Source organism: Ralstonia sp. 22111, assembly GCF_052045895.1.
Lineage (GTDB): Bacteria > Pseudomonadota > Gammaproteobacteria > Burkholderiales > Burkholderiaceae > Ralstonia > Ralstonia wenshanensis.
The window spans coordinates 471,196-488,918 of sequence record NZ_JBQEPR010000001.1 but is presented as its reverse complement, the minus strand read 5'-3'; the positions used below and the strand labels follow the sequence as shown (position 1 = coordinate 488,918).

General features: G+C 64.3%; 18 protein-coding genes. 16 read left to right on the top strand and 2 right to left on the bottom strand.

Translation table 11 applies throughout. The features are described 5' to 3' along the window. Nucleotides 1–8: 8 nt before the first annotated feature. The 3 genes from ACTJK4_RS02265 to ACTJK4_RS02255 all read left to right on the top strand — a co-directional run bounded on the left by ACTJK4_RS02265 (nucleotide 9) and on the right by ACTJK4_RS02255 (nucleotide 2,427). Nucleotides 9–665, top strand: a complete 657-nt coding sequence (locus ACTJK4_RS02265; protein ID WP_232041748.1) for a thiol:disulfide interchange protein DsbA/DsbL — start codon at nucleotides 9–11, stop codon at nucleotides 663–665. A gap of 119 nt (nucleotides 666–784) precedes the next feature. Continuing rightward, entirely contained in the window at nucleotides 785–1,585 is an 801-nt protein-coding gene (locus tag ACTJK4_RS02260; RefSeq protein WP_232041747.1) for an SDR family oxidoreductase, read from the top strand. Then, on the top strand, nucleotides 1,582–2,427 hold the full coding sequence (locus ACTJK4_RS02255; protein WP_322017181.1) for a helical backbone metal receptor: 846 nt from the start codon (nucleotides 1,582–1,584) through the stop codon (nucleotides 2,425–2,427). The genes ACTJK4_RS02260 and ACTJK4_RS02255 overlap by 4 nt, the downstream gene beginning before the upstream one ends. Before the next feature lie 72 nt (nucleotides 2,428–2,499). On the opposite strand, the gene ACTJK4_RS02250 is transcribed toward ACTJK4_RS02255, so the two are convergent. Further along, nucleotides 2,500–2,886 carry an antibiotic biosynthesis monooxygenase family protein gene (locus ACTJK4_RS02250; RefSeq protein WP_322017180.1) on the bottom strand — a complete coding sequence of 129 codons (387 nt, stop codon included), beginning with the start codon at nucleotides 2,884–2,886 and terminating at the stop codon, nucleotides 2,500–2,502. 34 nt (nucleotides 2,887–2,920) lie between these two features. Continuing rightward, nucleotides 2,921–4,000, bottom strand: a complete 1,080-nt coding sequence (locus tag ACTJK4_RS02245) for an MBL fold metallo-hydrolase (RefSeq protein ID WP_440815737.1) — start codon at nucleotides 3,998–4,000, stop codon at nucleotides 2,921–2,923. Between the two features lie 185 nt (nucleotides 4,001–4,185). On the opposite strand from ACTJK4_RS02245, the gene ACTJK4_RS02240 reads away from it, so the two are divergent. The 13 genes from ACTJK4_RS02240 (at nucleotide 4,186) to ACTJK4_RS02180 (ending at nucleotide 17,695) form a co-directional block, all read left to right on the top strand. Further along, nucleotides 4,186–4,683 carry a MerR family transcriptional regulator gene (locus ACTJK4_RS02240; protein ID WP_414560092.1) on the top strand — a complete coding sequence of 166 codons (498 nt, stop codon included), beginning with the start codon at nucleotides 4,186–4,188 and terminating at the stop codon, nucleotides 4,681–4,683. 176 nt (nucleotides 4,684–4,859) lie between these two features. Next, the gene (locus ACTJK4_RS02235) at nucleotides 4,860–6,041 is read left to right on the top strand and encodes an isovaleryl-CoA dehydrogenase (protein ID WP_004633702.1); all 1,182 of its coding nucleotides are present in this window, start codon (nucleotides 4,860–4,862) and stop codon (nucleotides 6,039–6,041) included. Nucleotides 6,042–6,200: 159 nt separating this feature from the next. Continuing rightward, nucleotides 6,201–8,039, top strand: a complete 1,839-nt coding sequence (gene aceK, locus ACTJK4_RS02230; RefSeq protein ID WP_232041742.1) for a bifunctional isocitrate dehydrogenase kinase/phosphatase — start codon at nucleotides 6,201–6,203, stop codon at nucleotides 8,037–8,039. Between the two features lie 22 nt (nucleotides 8,040–8,061). Continuing rightward, on the top strand, nucleotides 8,062–8,742 hold the full coding sequence (gene can, locus ACTJK4_RS02225) for a carbonate dehydratase (protein ID WP_232041741.1): 681 nt from the start codon (nucleotides 8,062–8,064) through the stop codon (nucleotides 8,740–8,742). 673 nt (nucleotides 8,743–9,415) lie between these two features. Beyond that, nucleotides 9,416–10,597 carry an acetyl-CoA C-acetyltransferase gene (locus ACTJK4_RS02220; protein ID WP_232043083.1) on the top strand — a complete coding sequence of 394 codons (1,182 nt, stop codon included), beginning with the start codon at nucleotides 9,416–9,418 and terminating at the stop codon, nucleotides 10,595–10,597. A 9-nt stretch (nucleotides 10,598–10,606) separates the two neighbouring features. Next, nucleotides 10,607–11,320 (top strand): SDR family oxidoreductase, encoded by a 714-nt coding sequence (locus ACTJK4_RS02215; RefSeq protein ID WP_322017176.1) that lies wholly within the window; start codon nucleotides 10,607–10,609, stop codon nucleotides 11,318–11,320. Between the two features lie 10 nt (nucleotides 11,321–11,330). After that, nucleotides 11,331–12,461, top strand: coding sequence for an acyl-CoA dehydrogenase family protein (locus ACTJK4_RS02210; RefSeq protein ID WP_440815732.1), 1,131 nt, complete (start codon nucleotides 11,331–11,333; stop codon nucleotides 12,459–12,461). A gap of 40 nt (nucleotides 12,462–12,501) precedes the next feature. Beyond that, nucleotides 12,502–13,107 carry a 2-hydroxychromene-2-carboxylate isomerase gene (locus ACTJK4_RS02205; RefSeq protein ID WP_045202366.1) on the top strand — a complete coding sequence of 202 codons (606 nt, stop codon included), beginning with the start codon at nucleotides 12,502–12,504 and terminating at the stop codon, nucleotides 13,105–13,107. Between the two features lie 62 nt (nucleotides 13,108–13,169). Next, nucleotides 13,170–13,859, top strand: coding sequence for an HAD family hydrolase (locus ACTJK4_RS02200; protein ID WP_260804045.1), 690 nt, complete (start codon nucleotides 13,170–13,172; stop codon nucleotides 13,857–13,859). After that, nucleotides 13,859–14,299, top strand: coding sequence for a YchJ family protein (locus ACTJK4_RS02195; protein ID WP_440076586.1), 441 nt, complete (start codon nucleotides 13,859–13,861; stop codon nucleotides 14,297–14,299). Before ACTJK4_RS02200 ends, ACTJK4_RS02195 begins: the two co-directional genes overlap by 1 nt. A gap of 28 nt (nucleotides 14,300–14,327) precedes the next feature. Beyond that, nucleotides 14,328–15,935: a carboxyl transferase domain-containing protein gene (locus tag ACTJK4_RS02190; protein ID WP_260804047.1), complete on the top strand. Its 1,608-nt coding sequence runs from the start codon at nucleotides 14,328–14,330 to the stop codon at nucleotides 15,933–15,935. 30 nt (nucleotides 15,936–15,965) lie between these two features. Then, nucleotides 15,966–16,904, top strand: coding sequence for a dienelactone hydrolase family protein (locus ACTJK4_RS02185; protein WP_440076585.1), 939 nt, complete (start codon nucleotides 15,966–15,968; stop codon nucleotides 16,902–16,904). Further along, on the top strand, nucleotides 16,901–17,695 hold the full coding sequence (locus ACTJK4_RS02180; protein ID WP_112186157.1) for an enoyl-CoA hydratase/isomerase family protein: 795 nt from the start codon (nucleotides 16,901–16,903) through the stop codon (nucleotides 17,693–17,695). The genes ACTJK4_RS02185 and ACTJK4_RS02180 overlap by 4 nt, the downstream gene beginning before the upstream one ends. Nucleotides 17,696–17,723 lie beyond the last annotated feature (28 nt).

Here is a 17,723-nt window from a genome sequence, read left to right as displayed (position 1 = left end):
CATTCACCATGAAAAAACTCGCTGCTTTCCTGATCGCCCTCGCTACCGGCGCCGGCCTCCTGATGACCGCACCGGCCAACGCCGCGCCGACCGCCGGCAAGGAATACAAAGTGCTGCAAACGCCGCAGCCCGTGCCCGCAGGCAAGATCGAAGTGACGGAGTTCTTCTGGTACGGCTGCCCGCACTGCTACGACTTTGAAAACACCTGGACGGCGTGGGTCGCCAAGCAAGGCAAGGACGTGGTGATCAAGCGCGTGCCCGTGGCTTTCAATGCCAAGCTGGAGCCGCATACCCGCATCTATTACACGCTGGAAGCGCTGGGCAAGCTCGACGCCAAGGACGCCAGCGGCAAGACGCTTCATGACCGCGTGTTCGACCAGCTGCACAAGAACTACCGCTCGATGTCCGAGCTGGACGACATCGCCAAGTTCATGGCCGCCAACGGCGTCGATGAGAAGCAATTCCGCGACACCTACAACTCGTTCAGTGTGAACGCCAATACCAAACGCGCTGCGCAACTGGCCGATCAGTACAAGATCGAAGGCGTGCCGACCGTGGTCGTGCAGGGCAAGTACACCACCTCGCCGGCAGATGCAGGCAGCAACGTGGGCGCGGCCCAAACGCTCGACTATCTCGTCGACCAGGTGCGCAACCGCAAGATGTGACGGGTTGCCGCGTTTCCGGGCCTCTGCCCGGGCGTGACACCGCCATCGACGCCCGCCCCTGTGCGGGCGTTTTTTGTGCGTCGGCCTTCTTCACATCTTCACACCAACAGGACATCGACATGAGCGAGATCGTCTTCATCACGGGCGCTTCCAGCGGGATCGGGCAGGCACTGGCACGGCAGTACGCAGCGCAGGGCGCCAAGATCGGGCTGGTCGCACGGCGGGTCGACGCGCTCCATGCGTTTGTGCAGACGCTGCCCGCCGGTCTCCAGGGCCGCTGCCATTGCTACGCGGCCGACGTGCGCAGCGCCGATTCAATGCGCGACGTGGCCAACGCCTTTATCGCCACAGTGGGGCTGCCCGATGTCGTGATCGCCAACGCCGGCATCTCGGTCGGCACGGACTTGCGCGAACCCGGCGACCTGAAAGCCTTTGCCGCCGTGATGGACACCAACTGGATGGGCGTGCTCAACACGTTCCAGCCATTCGTCACGCCGATGCTGGCACGCGCCAAGCCTGGGCAGCCTGGCGGGACGCTGGTCGGCATTGCCAGCGTTGCAGGCGTGCGCGGGCTGCCGGGTGCTGCCGCGTACAGCGCGTCCAAATCGGCGGTGATCAAGCTGATGGAGAGCCTGCGCGTGGAGTTCCGCCCGCTTGGCCTGCGCGTGGTGACGATCGCCCCCGGCTACATCCAGACGCCGATGACCGAACACAATCCGTATCCGATGCCCTTCCTGATGCCGGTGGACCGCTTTGCACAGAAAGCCGTGAATGCGATCCATCGCGGCGTGCGCTTCACGGTGCTGCCATGGCAGATGGGCATCGTCGCCAAGCTGCTGCACGTGCTGCCGCGCGTGCTCTATGACTTTGCGTTTGCGCGCGCCGGGCGCAAACCCCGCAACCCCGAGATTTCGTCATGACTTACACCGATGCGGCTGGCATCGCACACGCGCCCGTCGACACCACACCGCGTATCGCCAGCCTGGTCCCTTCGATTACCGATCTGCTGTTCTCGCTCGACCTGGGCGATCAGCTCGTCGCCCGCACCGGCTTCTGCATCCACCCACGCGAAGCGGTGCGCAACGTACCGAAGGTGGGTGGCACCAAGACCGTCAAACTCGACAAGCTGCGCGAGCTGGCCCCCACGCACGTCATCGTCAACATTGACGAGAACACGCGCCCGACCGTCGACAAGCTGCGCGAGTTCATCCCACACATCATCGTCACGCATCCTTGTTCGCCGGAAGACAACCTCGCGCTATACCAGCTGCTGGGCGGTATCTTTCGCCGCGAAGCGCAGGCGCAGACGTTGTCGGATGCGCTCACGCAGGAGCTGGAGGCGGTGCGCAGCCGCCACTTCCTGCCGCACCGCGTGCTGTATGCCATCTGGCAAGACCCGTGGATGACGGTGTCGCGCGATACGTACATCTCGCGCATGCTCAAGCTCGTCAACTGCCATACATGGCCCGACGACCCGGCGCCCGTGCAATGTGGCACCGACAAAAGCGGTGATTGCGCCCGTCCCAACCGGCCCGACACGCGCTACCCGACGTTCCGCTGGAGCGATGAGGTGGTGCGCAACATCGACTGCGTGCTGCTCTCCACCGAGCCTTACAGCTTTACCGAAGAGCATGTCGACGCGCTGGAAAAGCAGATCGGCAAGCCGGTTTATCTCGTCGATGGCGAGATGGTGTCGTGGTACGGCAGCCGCGCAATCGAGGGTGTGCGATACCTGGGGCAATTTGCGAAGACCCTGCGTTAGGGTTGAATCATCCGGCCGCAGCCAAAAAAGAACCCGCCAGTTGGCGGGTTTTTCGTTGGCCGGAGCGACACGTTATCGCACAAACCCATAGTCGTACTCCACCTTGGCAATGCGCAGGTGGTACGACGCATACCATTGGTCACGCCCCAGCTTCTGCGCGGCAAGGTGCTCACTCTGGTTCTTCCACTCGCGAATGGCCTCCAGCGACGACCAGTACGACACGGTGATGCCCGGCCGCCCCTGGTCGCCGGCCAGTTCATCACGCACGGATTCAATGCCGAGAAAGCCCGGCATGCTGCGCGCCAGTTCTACCATGCGGTCGGCCATCGCGCCGTAGCCGTTGTCGCCGTCGGTGCGGGTGGAAGCGAAGATCACGGCGTAATAGGGCGCAGTCGGCGTTTGCGCGGGAAACGGCAGGACGACGGCGCTGTCGTCGAGAACGTCATGCTGGTCAGCCATGGTCGGCTCCGGTGAAGGGCACGGGTTGTTGAGTTTATGCAGCTACGTGGAATCGAACGATACCGTCAGCGCCGGTTTCGCGCACCAGTTCGCCTTGATGCCACAACGCATGCAGGTGGGCAAGCGCCTCGCCCATCGCAAAGGTCATCTGGTGCACGTCAAACTGACGCTTGAAGATGACGTTGACGATGTCGCGTGCCGATTGCGGTGCGGCCTTGCACGCAGCCAACGTTTCGGCCAGGCGATCCGCATGGTGATCGCGCAGTTGCCGAATGCGCGTATGCAACCCGCGGAACGGCCGCCCGTGCGACGGGAGGATCAGCACATCCGGCGGCAGCGGCTCGTATTTGCCCAGCGAATCCAGATACAGCGTGAGCGAATCCGCCTCGGGTTCCAGATCGAACACGCTCACGTTGGTGGAAATGCGCGGCAGGACCATGTCGCCGGAAATCAGCACGTTGGCGTCTTCGCTGTAGAGCGCGACGTGCTCGGGCGCATGGCCGAAGCCTGTGATGACACGCCATGTGTGCGTACCGATGGCGACGACGTTGCCGTCCATCAGGCGGCGGTACTGGCTGGGTACGCCCGGCACGAGCGTGCTGTAGTAATCCTTGCGGTTGCGGATGCCTTCGATGGAGGTTGGGTCCGTCAAACCGTGGCGCTCGAAATGACGCGCGGCAAATTCGCCGCCGGCGTTCGACGCGCCGGTGCCACCCACCAGCATGCGCGCGAAGGCGTAGTCGCCCAGGCTCATCCACAGACGCACATTCCAGCGTTTTTGATCGCCGCCCTCGCACAGCCAGTTCGACAGGCCGACGTGGTCCGGGTGGCAGTGCGTGACCAGCACGCGCAGCACCGGCAGGCCGTCGAGGTGGTTCGCGAAGATCGTTTCCCAGTACCCGCGAATCGCTTCGTGGTTGATGCCGCAATCGATGATTGTCCAGCCGTCCTGCCCGTCCTGCCGATCGCGCAGCAGCCAGAGATTGATGTGATCGAGCGCAAACGGCAGCGGCATGCGCAGCCAGTAGACGCCGGGGGCGACTTCAAACCGCGTGCCGCCTTCGGGAAGCGTGTCGCCAAAGGGATAGTCGAGTTGGTGTTCGAGCGCGTTCATGTGGATGGGGTCTCGGTCGCCGCCCTTGGGTGCTCCGGGGCGGTCTTTGCGATTGCGGTTTGGCGCCATTGACGCTAACGTAAACGTCAATTCGCCGCCGGTCATCCATCTTAAGCGAAAACTTAATGTCGCCGCCCGGCGTGCATGCGCCATCACACCTCTGCCGTTACTCCGTTCCTCGCCGTATGTCTGCCTCCACTCCGTCTGCCGCTGCTGCGCTCGCCGCCGATCTTGAATCGGGCGATGCCAGCGCGCTTGCCGACGCAAGCTTCACCATTACCGACCTTGCCCGCGAGTTCGACATCACGCCGCGCGCCATTCGCTTCTATGAAGACCAGGGACTGCTGGCGCCGGATCGCCAAGGCCCGGGCGGGCGTCGCCGGGTGTATTCGGCCGGCGAGCGCACGCGCCTGAAGCTGACCCTGCGCGGCAAGCGGCTCGGCCTGTCGCTGGGCGAGATCAAGGAGATCCTGGATCTGTACGAGTCGCCGCGCGATACGGTGCCGCAGCTGGAACGCTTCCTGGCGTCGCTGGCGCAGCACCGCGCGGTGCTCACGCAGCAATTGGAAGATCTGAACGCCCAACTGGCCGAGATCGACCAGCACGAGCGCCAGTGCCGCCGCTTGCTGGAAGATGCGCAGGGCGGCACGGGCAAGCCGCCCAAGCGACGCAAAGCCGCCTGATTCCGCAAATCTACGTAACGGCCGATCATTGACGTTTACGTAAACGTCAATACAATACGCAACACTTGGCAATACCCTCCCGGCACCGGTGCGTCCGCCACAAGCGGCGTGCACCGCACTGCGCCAGACCACTTACCCGAGACAACGCGGCTTGAACCGCGCCCAAGGAGACCACCATGATTGATCTGCCCGGCCTGAAATTCGACTTGGGCGAAGACATCGAGATGCTGCGCTCGGCCGTGCGCGATTGGGCGCAGGGCGAGCTGGCACCGCGTGCCGGCGAAATCGACCGCACCGACCAGTTCCCGATGGACGCGTGGCGCAAGATGGGCGAGTTGGGCGTGCTCGGCATCACGGTGGCAGAGGAGTACGGCGGTGCCAACATGGGCTACCTGGCGCACATGATCGCCATGGAAGAAATCAGCCGCGCCTCAGCGTCGGTCGGCCTGTCGTACGGCGCACACTCGAACCTGTGCGTAAACCAGATCCACCGCAACGGCACGGCGGCCCAGAAGGCCAAGTACCTGCCCAAGCTGGTTTCCGGCGAGTGGGTGGGCGCCCTGGCGATGAGCGAGCCGAATGCCGGGTCGGATGTCGTCAGCATGAAGCTGCGTGCGGAACTGAAAGGCGACCGCTACGTGCTCAACGGCACCAAGATGTGGATCACCAATGGCCCCGACTGCGACGTGCTGGTCGTCTACGCCAAGACCGAGCCCGAACTGGGCGCGCGCGGCATGACGGCGTTCATCGTCGAGAAGGGCATGAAGGGTTTCTCTGTTGCGCAGAAGCTGGACAAGCTCGGCATGCGCGGCTCGCACACGGGCGAGCTGGTGTTCGAGAACGTGGAAGTGCCGGTGGAGAACATCCTCGGCCAGGAAAACGGCGGTACCAAGGTGCTGATGAGCGGCCTGGATTACGAGCGCGCGGTGCTCTCCGGTGGCCCGATCGGCATCATGCAGGCCTGCATGGACGTGGTCACGCCGTACATCCACGATCGCAAGCAGTTCGGCCAGAGCATTGGCGAGTTCCAGCTCATCCAGGGCAAGATGGCCGACATGTACACCACGCTGCAGGCCTGCCGCGCCTATCTGTACACGGTCGGCAAGAACCTCGACTCTTTGGGGCGCGACCACGTGCGCCAGGTGCGCAAGGACTGCGCGGGCGTGATCCTCTACACCGCCGAGAAGGCCACGTGGATGGCCGGCGAAGCCATCCAGATCCTGGGCGGCAACGGCTACATCAACGAATTCCCGGTCGGCCGCCTGTGGCGCGACGCCAAGCTGTACGAAATTGGCGCCGGCACGTCGGAAATCCGCCGCATGCTGATCGGCCGGGAGCTGTACGCAGAGACGATGTAACGGGCGGGATCAGGCGGGCTGGCGGCACGGGGCCATCAGCCAAACGGATAAGGAGGCGCAACGGTTTCAGGACGCGAACACGGCACCGAAGACCCTACAATCTAGGTCTGCCTGGTTTGCTGGTTTCGCCGCTTCCCTGCCCCTCCCCGCGCACACGCCATGTCCCATTTCCCAAAGCTCCTCTCGTCGCAGATCGCCTTTGACGTCGCCCGTACGATGCTCGACGGCTTCGACAAGCACTATCGCTTGTTCCGCGAGGTGAGCGTACAGGCCAAGACTGCGTTCGAGACCGGGGACTGGGCGGGCCTGCAGCAACTGCAGCGCGACCGCATCGCCTACTACGACGAACGCGTGCGCGAAGCGTCGGTCATCCTCGAAGACGAATACGACGCCGAGAACATCGACGACGAGATCTGGCGCCAGATCAAGCTGCATTTCATCGGCCTGTTGACCAACCATCACCAGCCCGAGTGCGCCGAGACTTTCTTCAACTCGGTGTGTACGCGCATCCTGCATCGCTCGTACTTCAACAACGATTTCATCTTCGTGCGCCCGGCCATCTCGACGGAATACATCGAGAACGAAGAGTCGCCCACCAAGCCGACGTACCGCGCCTATTACCCCGGCACGCGCGATGGCCTGGGCGCCTGCTTCGAGCGTATCGTGCACAACTTCCAGCTCAACGCGCCGTTTGAAGATCTGGAGCGCGACATTGGCTACATCGTGCGCGCGGTGGGCGAGCATTTCGGCGACTTCCGCATCGCACCGAATTTCCAGATCCATGTGCTGTCGTCGCTGTTCTTCCGCAACAAGGCGGCGTACATCATCGGGCGCGTGATCAACGGCGACAAGACGTTCCCGCTGGCCGTGCCAATCCTGCGCAATGCCGCGGGCCAGCTCTCGCTCGACACAGTGCTGCTGCGGCAAGAACAGTTGCTCATCCTGTTCTCGTTCACGCACTCGTATTTCATGGTGGACATGGAGATTCCGTCTGCCTACGTGACCTTCCTGCGTGACCTGATGCCGCGCAAGCCGCGCGCCGAAATCTATACCTCGCTCGGCTTGCAGAAGCAGGGCAAGAACCTGTTCTATCGCGACTTCCTGCACCACCTGCAGCATTCATCGGACAAGTTCATCATCGCGCCCGGCATCCGGGGCCTGGTGATGCTGGTGTTCACGCTGCCCTCGTACCCGTACGTATTCAAGGTCATCAAAGATTACTTCCCGCCGCCCAAGGAAACCACGCGCGAGCTGATCAAGAGCAAGTACCAGCTTGTGAAGCGCCACGACCGCGTGGGGCGCATGGCCGATACGCTGGAGTATTCCGACGTGGCCTTCCCGCTCTCGCGCTTTGATGAGGACCTCATCAAGGAGCTGGAGAAGCACGCGCCGTCAATGGTCGAATACCAGCGCAGCGATGACGGCGGTGAGGAGATCGTCATCCGCCATGTCTACATCGAGCGCCGCATGACACCGCTGAACATCTGGCTGCACGAAGGCACCGATGCGCAGGTCGAGCACGGCATCATCGAATACGGCAATGCCATCAAGGAACTCATCGCCGCCAACATCTTCCCCGGCGACATGCTGTACAAGAACTTTGGCGTGACACGCCACGGCCGCGTGGTCTTCTACGACTACGACGAGATCGAATACCTCACCGACTGCAACATCCGCACCGTTCCCCAGCCGCGGACCGAAGAAGAAGAAATGTCCGGCGAGGTCTGGTACAGCGTCGGCCCGCACGATATTTTTCCGGAGACGTATCGCACGTTCCTGCTTGGCGACCCGCGCGTGCGCGAAGCCTTCCTCAAGCACCACGCAGACTTTTTCGAAGCCTCCATGTGGCAGGGGTACAAGGAGCGCCTGCTCTCCGGGCAGATGCACGATTTCTACGCGTATGACGCAGCCGAACGCTTCGTCAATCGCTACGGCGCGAGCGCGCCCGACAACGCAGCCCAAGACAACACGACGCTGCCGCAGCGCGCCGCCGCTTAACCCTTTAACACGACGGGAAACCATGCCACATCGCATCAAAGAGCTGTTCGAGAACAACCGGAAGTGGGTCGAGCGCGTCCACGCTGAAGACCCGGCTTTCTTCTCCAATCTGGCCAACCAGCAGAACCCGGAATACCTCTGGATCGGCTGCTCGGATTCGCGCGTGCCTGCCAACCAGATCATCGGTCTGCCGCCGGGCGAGGTGTTCGTCCACCGCAACATCGCCAACGTGGTGGTGCACTCGGACCTGAACTGCCTGTCGGTGCTGCAGTTTGCGGTGGAAGTGCTGAAGATCCGCCACATCACGGTGGTGGGCCACTACGGCTGCTCCGGTGTGAAGGCCGCCCTGACAAAGCAACGTTTCGGACTGGCCGACAACTGGATTCGTCACGTGCGTGACGTGGCCGAGCAGCATGAAACGTATCTCGGCACGGTGGTCCGCGAGCAGGATCAGCATGACCGGCTGTGTGAGCTGAACGTGATCCACCAGGTGAATAACGTGTGCCTGACGACGATCGTGCAGGACGCTTGGGATCGCGGGCAGCCGCTGACCGTTCACGGTTGGATTTACGGCGTGAAGGACGGGATGTTGCGCAACCTGGGGATGGCGGCGAGCTCCAATGAGGAACTGCATGCTCAGCTTGGTGAGGCTTGGCTGAATTATGGGAAGGAAGGGAGTACGCCTAGTCCGGTGGGGTTTTAAGTTTTTGCTTTTTTGAGGGCTGGATTTGATGTTGGTGGTTCATCCCTTGTTTCATCCCCTGCCGGGGCTGACTCACTTTCTTTGTCTTGCCAAAGAAAGTAAGCAAAGAAAGGCGCGCCCGAGATGGCGAAGGATTCCTTGAATTTATGTCGCAGGGAGGGGAAGGGAAAAACTCGCTTCGCTCAGACAGTTTCCCTTCCTCTTTCCTCCCTGCAACAGAAATTCAAGGCGCCATCTAGGGCAACAAAGTCAACGGCCAAACCATCGACCACAAGTGCGGCGGGAACCAACAGCACAACGCAAAGCAAAGCGAGCAACACGGCAACAAACAAGAGCCACTAGGGCCCGCACACCAACGGTTCGGCCGTTGACGTTCCCGCCCTAGATGGCGCCTTGAATTTTTGTAAGCGGGCGGAAACAAGACGGGAAACTGTTTGAGCGAAGCGAGTTTTTCCCGTCTCCGCCCGGTTACGAAAATTCAAGGAGGGGGTCGCCATCTTGGGCGCGCCTTTCTTTGCTTACTTTCTTTGGCAAGACAAAGAAAGTGAGTCGGGCCCGGCAGGGCACGAAACGGAGATGGACCAACAAGGCCCGCCCACCAGCGAGAGACACATAAACCCTGCACCACAAGTGCAGAACCATGTCCAAAGCACAGTTCCAGGAGATTGCAGCAATGTCCGACCGCATCGTCATCGCCTCCGCCGCCCGTACCCCGATGGGCGCCTTCCAGGGCGAACTCGCCAGCCTCACTGCCCCACAACTCGGCGCCGCTGCCATCCGCGCGGCAGTCGAGCGTGCGGGCTTGAAACCGGAACAGATTGAAGAAGTCATCATGGGCTGCGTCCTGCCTGCGGGGCAGGGGCAAGCGCCGGCACGTCAGGCCGCACTGGGCGCGGGCCTGCCGCTGTCAGTCGGCTGCACCACCGTCAACAAGATGTGTGGTTCGGGCATGCGCGCCGCCATGAATGCGTACGACGCGCTGCTCGCAGGGTCGCTGGACGTTGTGGTTGCGGGCGGCATGGAAAGCATGACGAATGCGCCGTACCTGATCCCGAAAGGCCGCGGTGGCTACCGAATCGGCCATGGCATGATCTATGACCACATGATGCTCGACGGCCTGGAAGACGCTTATGACAAGGGCCGCGCGATGGGCACCTTCGGCGAGGACTGCGCCGAGAAATACGGCTTCACGCGCGAGGCCCAGGACCACTTCGCGATGACATCCGTGCGCCGCGCGCAGGAGGCCACCGAATCCGGCGCATTCCGTTGGGAGATCACGCCCGTCACGGTGTCGAGCAAAGCCGGCGACACCGTCATCGACACCGATGAAGGCCCGCGCCGCATCAAGGTCGACAAGATCCCCTCGCTCAAGCCCGCCTTCAAGAAAGACGGCACGGTGACGGCCGCGTCGTCTTCGTCGATCAACGATGGCGCAGCTGCGCTGGTGATGATGCGCGAGTCGACTGCCAAGCAACTCGGCATCACGCCGCTGGCGGTGATGCTGGGCCACACCACGCACGCGCAAGAGCCGAGCTGGTTCACCACGGCGCCGGTCACGGCCATCGACAAGCTGTTCAAGAAGCTCGCCTGGAACTCAGGCAACGTTGACCTGTTCGAGATCAACGAGGCGTTTGCCGTGGTGCCGATGGCCGCCATGCACGACCTGCGCATCCCGCACGAAAAAGTGAACGTGAACGGCGGCGCGTGCGCGCTGGGCCATCCGATCGGCGCATCGGGCGCACGCTTGATCGCGACGCTGCTGGGCGCGCTGCGACACCGCGGCGGCAAGCGCGGCGTGGCAAGCCTGTGCATCGGCGGCGGTGAAGCCACGGCTGTCGGCATCGAACTCTACTAAGGCACGCGCATGACGAACGCAACGTCGCGCCGCACGCGCACCGCGCTCATCCTGGGCGCGTCGCGCGGCATCGGCCTGGAAACGGTCAAGCAATACCGTGCGGATGGCTGGCGCGTGATTGCCACCGTGCGCACGCAAGAGGCCGCCCAGGCGCTGCAGGCTCTGGGCGCCGAGACCCACGTGCTGGACCTGACCGACGCCAACGCCGTCGCCGGCCTGGCGTGGAAGCTCGACGGCGAAGCGCTGGACGTGGCGATCTACGTGGCGGGCATCTACGGCCCGCGCACGCAGGGCGCCACGCCCGTCAGCCAGGCAGATTTCGATGCCGTGATGCACACCAACGTGTGGGCGCCGATGGGCGTGCTGCCTGCGGTGCTGCCGATGGTGGAAGCCGGACGCAATGGTGCGGACGAACCTGGCGGCGTGCTCGCCGTCATCTCCAGCCGCATGGGCAGCATTGGCGACATGACAGGCAACGGCGGCTGGCTGTATCGCGCCAGCAAGGCGGCGGTGAACGCGGTGCTGCGCGGGGTGTCGATCAACGCCAAGAACGCCACGTGCCTGACCTTCCACCCCGGCTGGGTACAGACCGACATGGGCGGCGCGGGTGCGGCCATCACGGCGCAGGAAAGCGTGGCCGGTATCCGCCGCGTGATTGCCGGCGCCACGCGTGCCGACAACGGCGGGTTCCGCAACTACGACGGCAGCGTCATTGAATGGTGAGGCCGGAACGATGCTGCTGACCCAAGAGCAAGAGATGATTCGCGACGCCATCCGCACCTTCGTGCGCGAGGCGATCACCCCGCACGCGGCCGCATGGGACCGCGATGCGACGTTCCCGAAAGACGTGCACCGCCAACTGGGCGAACTGGGCGCCTATGGCGTGGCCGTGCCGGAAGAACTCGGGGGCGCGGGACTCGACTACCTGTCGCTGGCGTTGATCCTGGAAGAAATTGCTGCCGGCGACGGCGGCACCTCCACCGTCATCAGCGTGAACAACTGCCCCGTGTGCAGCATGCTGATGGCGTTTGCGAACGACGCGCAGAAGCAGCAGTGGCTCGTGCCGCTGGCGCGCGGCGAGATGCTCGGCGCGTTCTGCCTGACCGAGCCGCATGTCGGCTCCGACGCATCGGCGCTGCGCACCACGGCCGTGCGCGATGGCGACCACTGGGTCCTGAACGGCGTCAAGCAGTTCATCACCAGCGGCAAGCATGCCGACGTGGCGATCGTCATGGCCGTGACCGACAAGGCCGCAGGCAAGCGCGGCATCAGCGCATTCCTGATGCCGACCAACACACCGGGCTACATCGTCGCGCGGCTGGAGGACAAGCTCGGCCAGCACTCGTCAGACACGGCACAGATCGTGTTTGAAGATTGCCGCATCCCCGCCGATTGCCTGCTGGGCGAAGAAGGCGCGGGCTACAAGATGGCGCTGTCCGGGCTGGAAGGCGGACGCATCGGCATTGCCGCGCAGAGCGTTGGCATGGCGCGTGCGGCCTTTGAAGCCGCGCTGGCGTATGCCAAGGAGCGCGAAAGCTTCGGTCAGCCGCTGTTCGCGCACCAGGCGGTGCAGTTCCGCCTGGCCGAGATGGCCACACGCGTGGACGTAGCACGACAGATGGTCTGGCATGCCGCCAGCCTGAAAGACGCCGGGCTGCCGTGCCTGAAAGAGGCCGCCATGGCCAAGCTCAATGCCAGCGAGATGGCCGAGCGCGTCTGCTCCGATGCCATCCAGGTCTTCGGCGGCTACGGCTACGTGAACGACTTCCCGGTGGAGCGCATCTACCGCGACGTGCGCGTGTGTCAGATCTACGAAGGCACGAGCGATATCCAGAAGATCTTGATCGCCCGCGCACTGGCGTAGGCATTTTCGGGGAAGGCGCAGCACAACAGGGGAGCACATCATGAACGGGGCCATCGATTTCTACTTCGACTTCTCATCGCCGTACGGCTACTTCGCCAGCACGCGCGTGGAAGAACTCGCGCAGCGGTACAACCGGGCGACGGCATGGCATCCGATCCTGCTGGGGGTCGTGTTCAAAACGACCGGCGGCTCCCCGCTGCCACAGGTGCCGCTCAAGGGCGATTACGCATGGCGCGATTTCGAGCGCACGGCACGCTTCAACGGCATTGAATACCGCAAGCCGACGCACTTCCCACTGCCCACGCAATACGCAGCGCGCGCCACGCTGTGGGTACACGACCACCACGGCGGCGACCGCGCCATCGACTTTGCGCGTGCGCTTTACCGCGCGCTGTTTGTCGACGACATCAACATTGGCGAACCAGCGGAGGTGATGAAGATTGCCGACGCAATGGGCATCGACGGTGCCGCGCTCAATGCCGGCGCAAGCAGCCAGCAGATCAAGGATCAGCTCAAGGCCGAGATCGACCTGGCCATGTCGCGCGGCGTGTTCGGCTCGCCCTACGTGATCGTCGACGGCGAAGCATTCTGGGGCTTCGACCGCTTTGACCAGATTGAAGCGCTGCTGCGCGACGGACGCATATAAACGACCTCCACGAAAGCGGCGGATGTACCAGCCGCCGCCGACGAACCCCTTACTAAGAACGCATGACTGCAGTGACCTCCCCCGTTTCGAACCACCCCCGCTTTGACGCAATCCTCTTCGATTGCGACGGCGTGCTGGTCGACAGCGAACCCCTCGTCAACCGCCTGATCTGGGAGATGCTGACCGAGCTTGGTATCAGCATCAGCCCGGAAGATTCCATCAAGCGCTTCCTGGGCAAGGCCATCCGCGAAGAGCTGGATGCCATTGCCGAGATGCGCGGCGCGCCGCTGCCGCCGAACTGGCTGTCCACCTTCCACGCGCGCCGCAACGCGCTGCTCGAAGCCGAGGTGGAGGCCGTACCGCATATCGCGCACGCCATCGATGTGCTCTCCAGGCTGGGCCTGCCGATGGCCGTGGCCTCGGGCGCCGATCGCACGAAGGTTGAATTGCAGCTCAACCGCACCGGATTGATCGAGCACTTCCAGCCCACGGACGTGCGCATCTTTTCGGCCACCGAAGTCGCGCGCAGCAAGCCCGCGCCCGACGTGTACCTGCTGGCCGCGAGCAGCCTGGGGGTATCGCCGTCGCGTTGCCTGGTGATCGAAGACAGCCCCACGGGCGTCACCGCCGGGCACGCTGCCGGCATGACGGTGCTGGCATACGCCGGCCGCAATGCGCCGGGCCCGCTGATCGCCGCGGGAGCCACCCGCACGTTTACCGACATGCGCGAACTGCCGGAGCTGCTGGCCTGATGCCTGCCGCACAACCCAAGCCCATCGGGCCGGCCGACGCCTGCCCCTGCGGCAACGGCGCCTATGCGCGCTGCTGCGGCCCCTTCCACGCGGGCGACGCCGCGCCGGCCACGGCCGAGCAACTCATGCGCTCGCGCTACAGCGCTTATGTGCTGGGCGACACGGCGTACCTGCGCCGCACGTGGCATCCGTCCACCTGCCCTGTCGACCTGGAAACCAGTGAAGCAGAGGCCGCCGCCACACGCTGGCTCGGCCTGGACGTCAAGCGCCACACGCCCCAAGACGCCACGCACGCGACGGTGGAGTTCGTCGCGCGCTACAAGGTGGGCGGCCGCGCGCATCGCCTGCATGAAACCAGCCGCTTCGTCCGCCTGGACGCCAGCGGCGCTGAATCCGCCGAAGGCCGTTGGCTGTACGTCGACGGCACCTTCCCTGACTGAACCGCACCGACCTTCTTGCACTGCTGCCATGCCGACGCTAGAGACCAAGCTGAACCCCCGCGCCGAAGACTTCAAGGCCAACGCCGATGCCATGCGCGCGCTCGTCGCCGACTTGCGCGACAAGGTGGCGCGCATCGCCCAGGGCGGCGGTGAAGACGCCCGCGCCAAGCACCTCGCCCGCGGCAAGCTGCTGCCGCGCGACCGCGTGCAGCAACTGCTCGACCCCGGCACGCCGTTCCTGGAGTTCTCTCAGATGGCGGCGTACGGCATGTACGACGACGCCGCGCCGGGCGCCGGCATCATCACCGGCATCGGCCGCATCTCGGGGCAGGAATGCGTGATCGTCTGCAACGACGCCACGGTCAAGGGCGGCACGTATTACCCGATGACGGTGAAGAAGCACCTGCGCGCGCAGGAGATCGCCGAGCAGAACCACCTGCCCTGCGTGTACCTCGTCGATTCGGGCGGCGCCAACCTGCCGAACCAGGACGACGTGTTTCCCGACCGGGACCACTTCGGCCGCATCTTCTACAACCAGGCCAACCTGTCAGCCAAGGGCATTCCGCAGATCGCGGTGGTGATGGGTTCGTGCACAGCCGGCGGCGCGTATGTGCCGGCCATGAGCGACGAATCGATCATCGTCAAGGAACAGGGCACGATCTTCCTGGCGGGCCCGCCGCTGGTGAAGGCGGCCACCGGTGAAGTGGTGAGCGCCGAAGACCTCGGCGGCGCCGATGTGCACACGCGGCTGTCCGGCGTGGCGGATTACTTCGCCAACAACGACTCGCACGCGCTGGCGCAAGCGCGCAGCATCGTCGCGCACCTGAACCGCCGCAAGCCGGATCAAGTGCAGATTCATGCGCCGGTCGAACCGCGTTACGCCGCCGAAGAACTCTACGGCGTGATCCCGACCGATACGCGCAAGCCGTTCGACGTGCGTGAAGTCATCGCACGCATCGTCGACGATTCCGCCTTTGACGAATTCAAGGCGCGCTACGGCACGACGCTGGTCTGCGGCTTTGCGCGCATCTGGGGTTACCCCGTCGGCATCATCGCCAACAACGGCATCCTGTTTTCGGAGGCCGCGCTCAAGGGCGCGCACTTCATCGAGCTGTGCTGCCAGCGCAAGATCCCGCTGGTATTCCTGCAGAACATCACGGGCTTCATGGTCGGCCGCAAGTACGAGAACGAAGGCATCGCCAAGAACGGCGCGAAGATGGTGACGGCGGTGGCGACGGCGCAGGTGCCGAAGTTCACGGTCATCATCGGCGGCTCGTTTGGCGCGGGCAACTACGGCATGTGCGGGCGGGCGTATTCGCCGCGCTTCCTTTGGATGTGGCCAAACGCGCGCATCTCGGTGATGGGCGGTGAGCAAGCTGCCAGCGTGCTCGCCACCGTTCGCCGCGACGGCATCGAAGCCAAGGGCGGCCAGTGGAGCGCGGATGAAGAAGCCGCGTTCAAGGCGCCGATCCGCGACCAATATGAGCGCCAGGGCCATCCGTACTACGCCAGCGCACGCCTGTGGGACGATGGCGTGATCGACCCCGCCGACACGCGCAGCGTGCTGGGCCTCGGGCTGTCGGCCAGCCTGAACGCGCCGATCGGCGACATGAACTTCGGCGTGTTCCGCATGTAAGCGGCCCGCCAACCGAACAGGACATTTGCAGTGAACAGCAACACCGCGCGAACGTGGCGCAGCGCCTGGGCAGCCGTTGGCTGCGCGCTGCTGCTTGCGGCTGCGCATGCGAGCGAGACCGCGCCGGCCGGCATCAGCGAGACCATCGTAGAGGTGCCCAAGTCTGCGGGCATCTTCACGCTCAAGCTGGAGACGACCATTTACAAACCGGCCGGCGATGGCCCCTTCCCGCTCATCGTGCTCAATCACGGCAAGGCGCGCGGCAAGGCGGCATTCCAGGCGCGTGCCCGTTACAGCGAGCAGGCAGCGGCGCTGGTGGCGCGCGGCTACGTGGTGGCCATCCCGATGCGGCAGGGGTTTTCCAAATCCGGCGGCGCGTATATCGGCAGCGGCTGCAACGTGGAAGCCAACGGCATCATCCAGGCCGAAGACGTGGTGGCCGCGCTCGACTACATGACCGCGCAGCCGTACGTCGACCGCAACCGCATCGTCGTCATGGGCCAGTCGCATGGCGGCCTGACGACGCTGGCCTTTGGCACCATCGCGTACCCCGGCGTACGCGGGCTGGTGAACTTTGCCGGCGGCCTGCGCAACGACACCTGTGCCGACTGGGAAGGCAACCTCGTGCGCGCATTCGAGACGTACGGCCGCCAGTCACGCTACCCCTCGCTCTGGTTCTACGGCGACAACGACAGCTACTGGCCCAAGCCGATGCCCGACAGGATGTTCGCCGCCTACACCAGTGCCGGCGGCAAAGGCCGGCTGGTGGATTTCGGCAACTTCAAGAGCGACTCGCACGGCATGTTTGCAAGCCATGCGGGGCTTGCCATCTGGCTGCCGCAGGTGGATGCCTTCCTGCGCGAACTCGGTCTGCCGGCAGGCCCGGTGCAAGCGGCGGCGCCGGGCAGCAACGCTGAAGCCTCCGGCGCAGACGACCCCAAGTCCGACACCAACAAGGACCCCGAATGAACGCTTTCGAGACCCTCGCCTTCGCCCAGCACGGCGCCGTCGCCACGCTCACGCTGAACCGGCCCGACGTGCGCAACGCCTTCAACGAAACGGTCATCGCCGAGCTGACCGGTGCGTTCCGCGCGCTGGCCAATGAGCCGAGCGTGCGCGCCATCGTCCTGTCGGGCAACGGCCCTGCGTTCTGCGCGGGCGCCGACCTGAACTGGATGAAGAAGATGGCCGGCTACTCCGATGACGAGAACCGCGCCGACGCCCTGCGCCTGGCCGAAATGCTGCGCGCCATCTACACCTGCCCCAAGCCCGTGATCGCGCGCGTGCAGGGCGACACCTATGCCGGCGGCGTCGGCCTGGTCGCCGCGTGCGACATCGTCGTCGCCGTCGACACGGCCAACTTCTGCCTGTCGGAAGCGAAGCTCGGACTGATTCCGGCCACCATCAGCCCATACGTGATCCGCGCGCTGGGCGAGCAGGCATCGCGCCGCTACTTCATCACTGCCGAGCGTTTCTCCGCCGCAGAGGCGCATCGCCTCGGCCTCGTGCATGAGCTGGTGAGCGCAGACGCCCTCGACGCCAAGGTGGCCGACATCACGGCCGCGCTCGTCGCCAACAGCCCGAACGCCGTGCGCGAGAGCAAGCGGCTCGTGCGCGAGGTGTCTGGCGCTGCGGTCAATGACGCACTGCTGGCCGACACCGCTGAACGCATCGCCGCCATCCGCGCCTCGGAAGAAGGCCGCGAAGGCGTGCAGAGTTTCCTGGGCAAGCGCAAGCCGAACTGGCTGCTGCCGGCCTGATCCGCATAACAACGACACCACGCATCAC

Bases quoted from the DNA above. Each gene is read 5' to 3' on its own strand.
- ACTJK4_RS02265 (WP_232041748.1), top strand. From the start codon at position 9: ATGAAAAAACTCGCTGCTTTCCTGATCGCCCTCGCTACCGGCGCCGGC.
- ACTJK4_RS02260 (WP_232041747.1), top strand. From the start codon at position 785: ATGAGCGAGATCGTCTTCATCACGGGCGCTTCCAGCGGGATCGGGCAG.
- ACTJK4_RS02255 (WP_322017181.1), top strand. From the start codon at position 1,582: ATGACTTACACCGATGCGGCTGGCATCGCACACGCGCCCGTCGACACC.
- ACTJK4_RS02250 (WP_322017180.1), bottom strand. From the start codon at position 2,886: ATGGCTGACCAGCATGACGTTCTCGACGACAGCGCCGTCGTCCTGCCG.
- ACTJK4_RS02245 (WP_440815737.1), bottom strand. From the start codon at position 4,000: ATGAACGCGCTCGAACACCAACTCGACTATCCCTTTGGCGACACGCTT.
- ACTJK4_RS02240 (WP_414560092.1), top strand. From the start codon at position 4,186: ATGTCTGCCTCCACTCCGTCTGCCGCTGCTGCGCTCGCCGCCGATCTT.
- ACTJK4_RS02235 (WP_004633702.1), top strand. From the start codon at position 4,860: ATGATTGATCTGCCCGGCCTGAAATTCGACTTGGGCGAAGACATCGAG.
- aceK (WP_232041742.1), top strand. From the start codon at position 6,201: ATGTCCCATTTCCCAAAGCTCCTCTCGTCGCAGATCGCCTTTGACGTC.
- can (WP_232041741.1), top strand. From the start codon at position 8,062: ATGCCACATCGCATCAAAGAGCTGTTCGAGAACAACCGGAAGTGGGTC.
- ACTJK4_RS02220 (WP_232043083.1), top strand. From the start codon at position 9,416: ATGTCCGACCGCATCGTCATCGCCTCCGCCGCCCGTACCCCGATGGGC.
- ACTJK4_RS02215 (WP_322017176.1), top strand. From the start codon at position 10,607: ATGACGAACGCAACGTCGCGCCGCACGCGCACCGCGCTCATCCTGGGC.
- ACTJK4_RS02210 (WP_440815732.1), top strand. From the start codon at position 11,331: ATGCTGCTGACCCAAGAGCAAGAGATGATTCGCGACGCCATCCGCACC.
- ACTJK4_RS02205 (WP_045202366.1), top strand. From the start codon at position 12,502: ATGAACGGGGCCATCGATTTCTACTTCGACTTCTCATCGCCGTACGGC.
- ACTJK4_RS02200 (WP_260804045.1), top strand. From the start codon at position 13,170: ATGACTGCAGTGACCTCCCCCGTTTCGAACCACCCCCGCTTTGACGCA.
- ACTJK4_RS02195 (WP_440076586.1), top strand. From the start codon at position 13,859: ATGCCTGCCGCACAACCCAAGCCCATCGGGCCGGCCGACGCCTGCCCC.
- ACTJK4_RS02190 (WP_260804047.1), top strand. From the start codon at position 14,328: ATGCCGACGCTAGAGACCAAGCTGAACCCCCGCGCCGAAGACTTCAAG.
- ACTJK4_RS02180 (WP_112186157.1), top strand. From the start codon at position 16,901: ATGAACGCTTTCGAGACCCTCGCCTTCGCCCAGCACGGCGCCGTCGCC.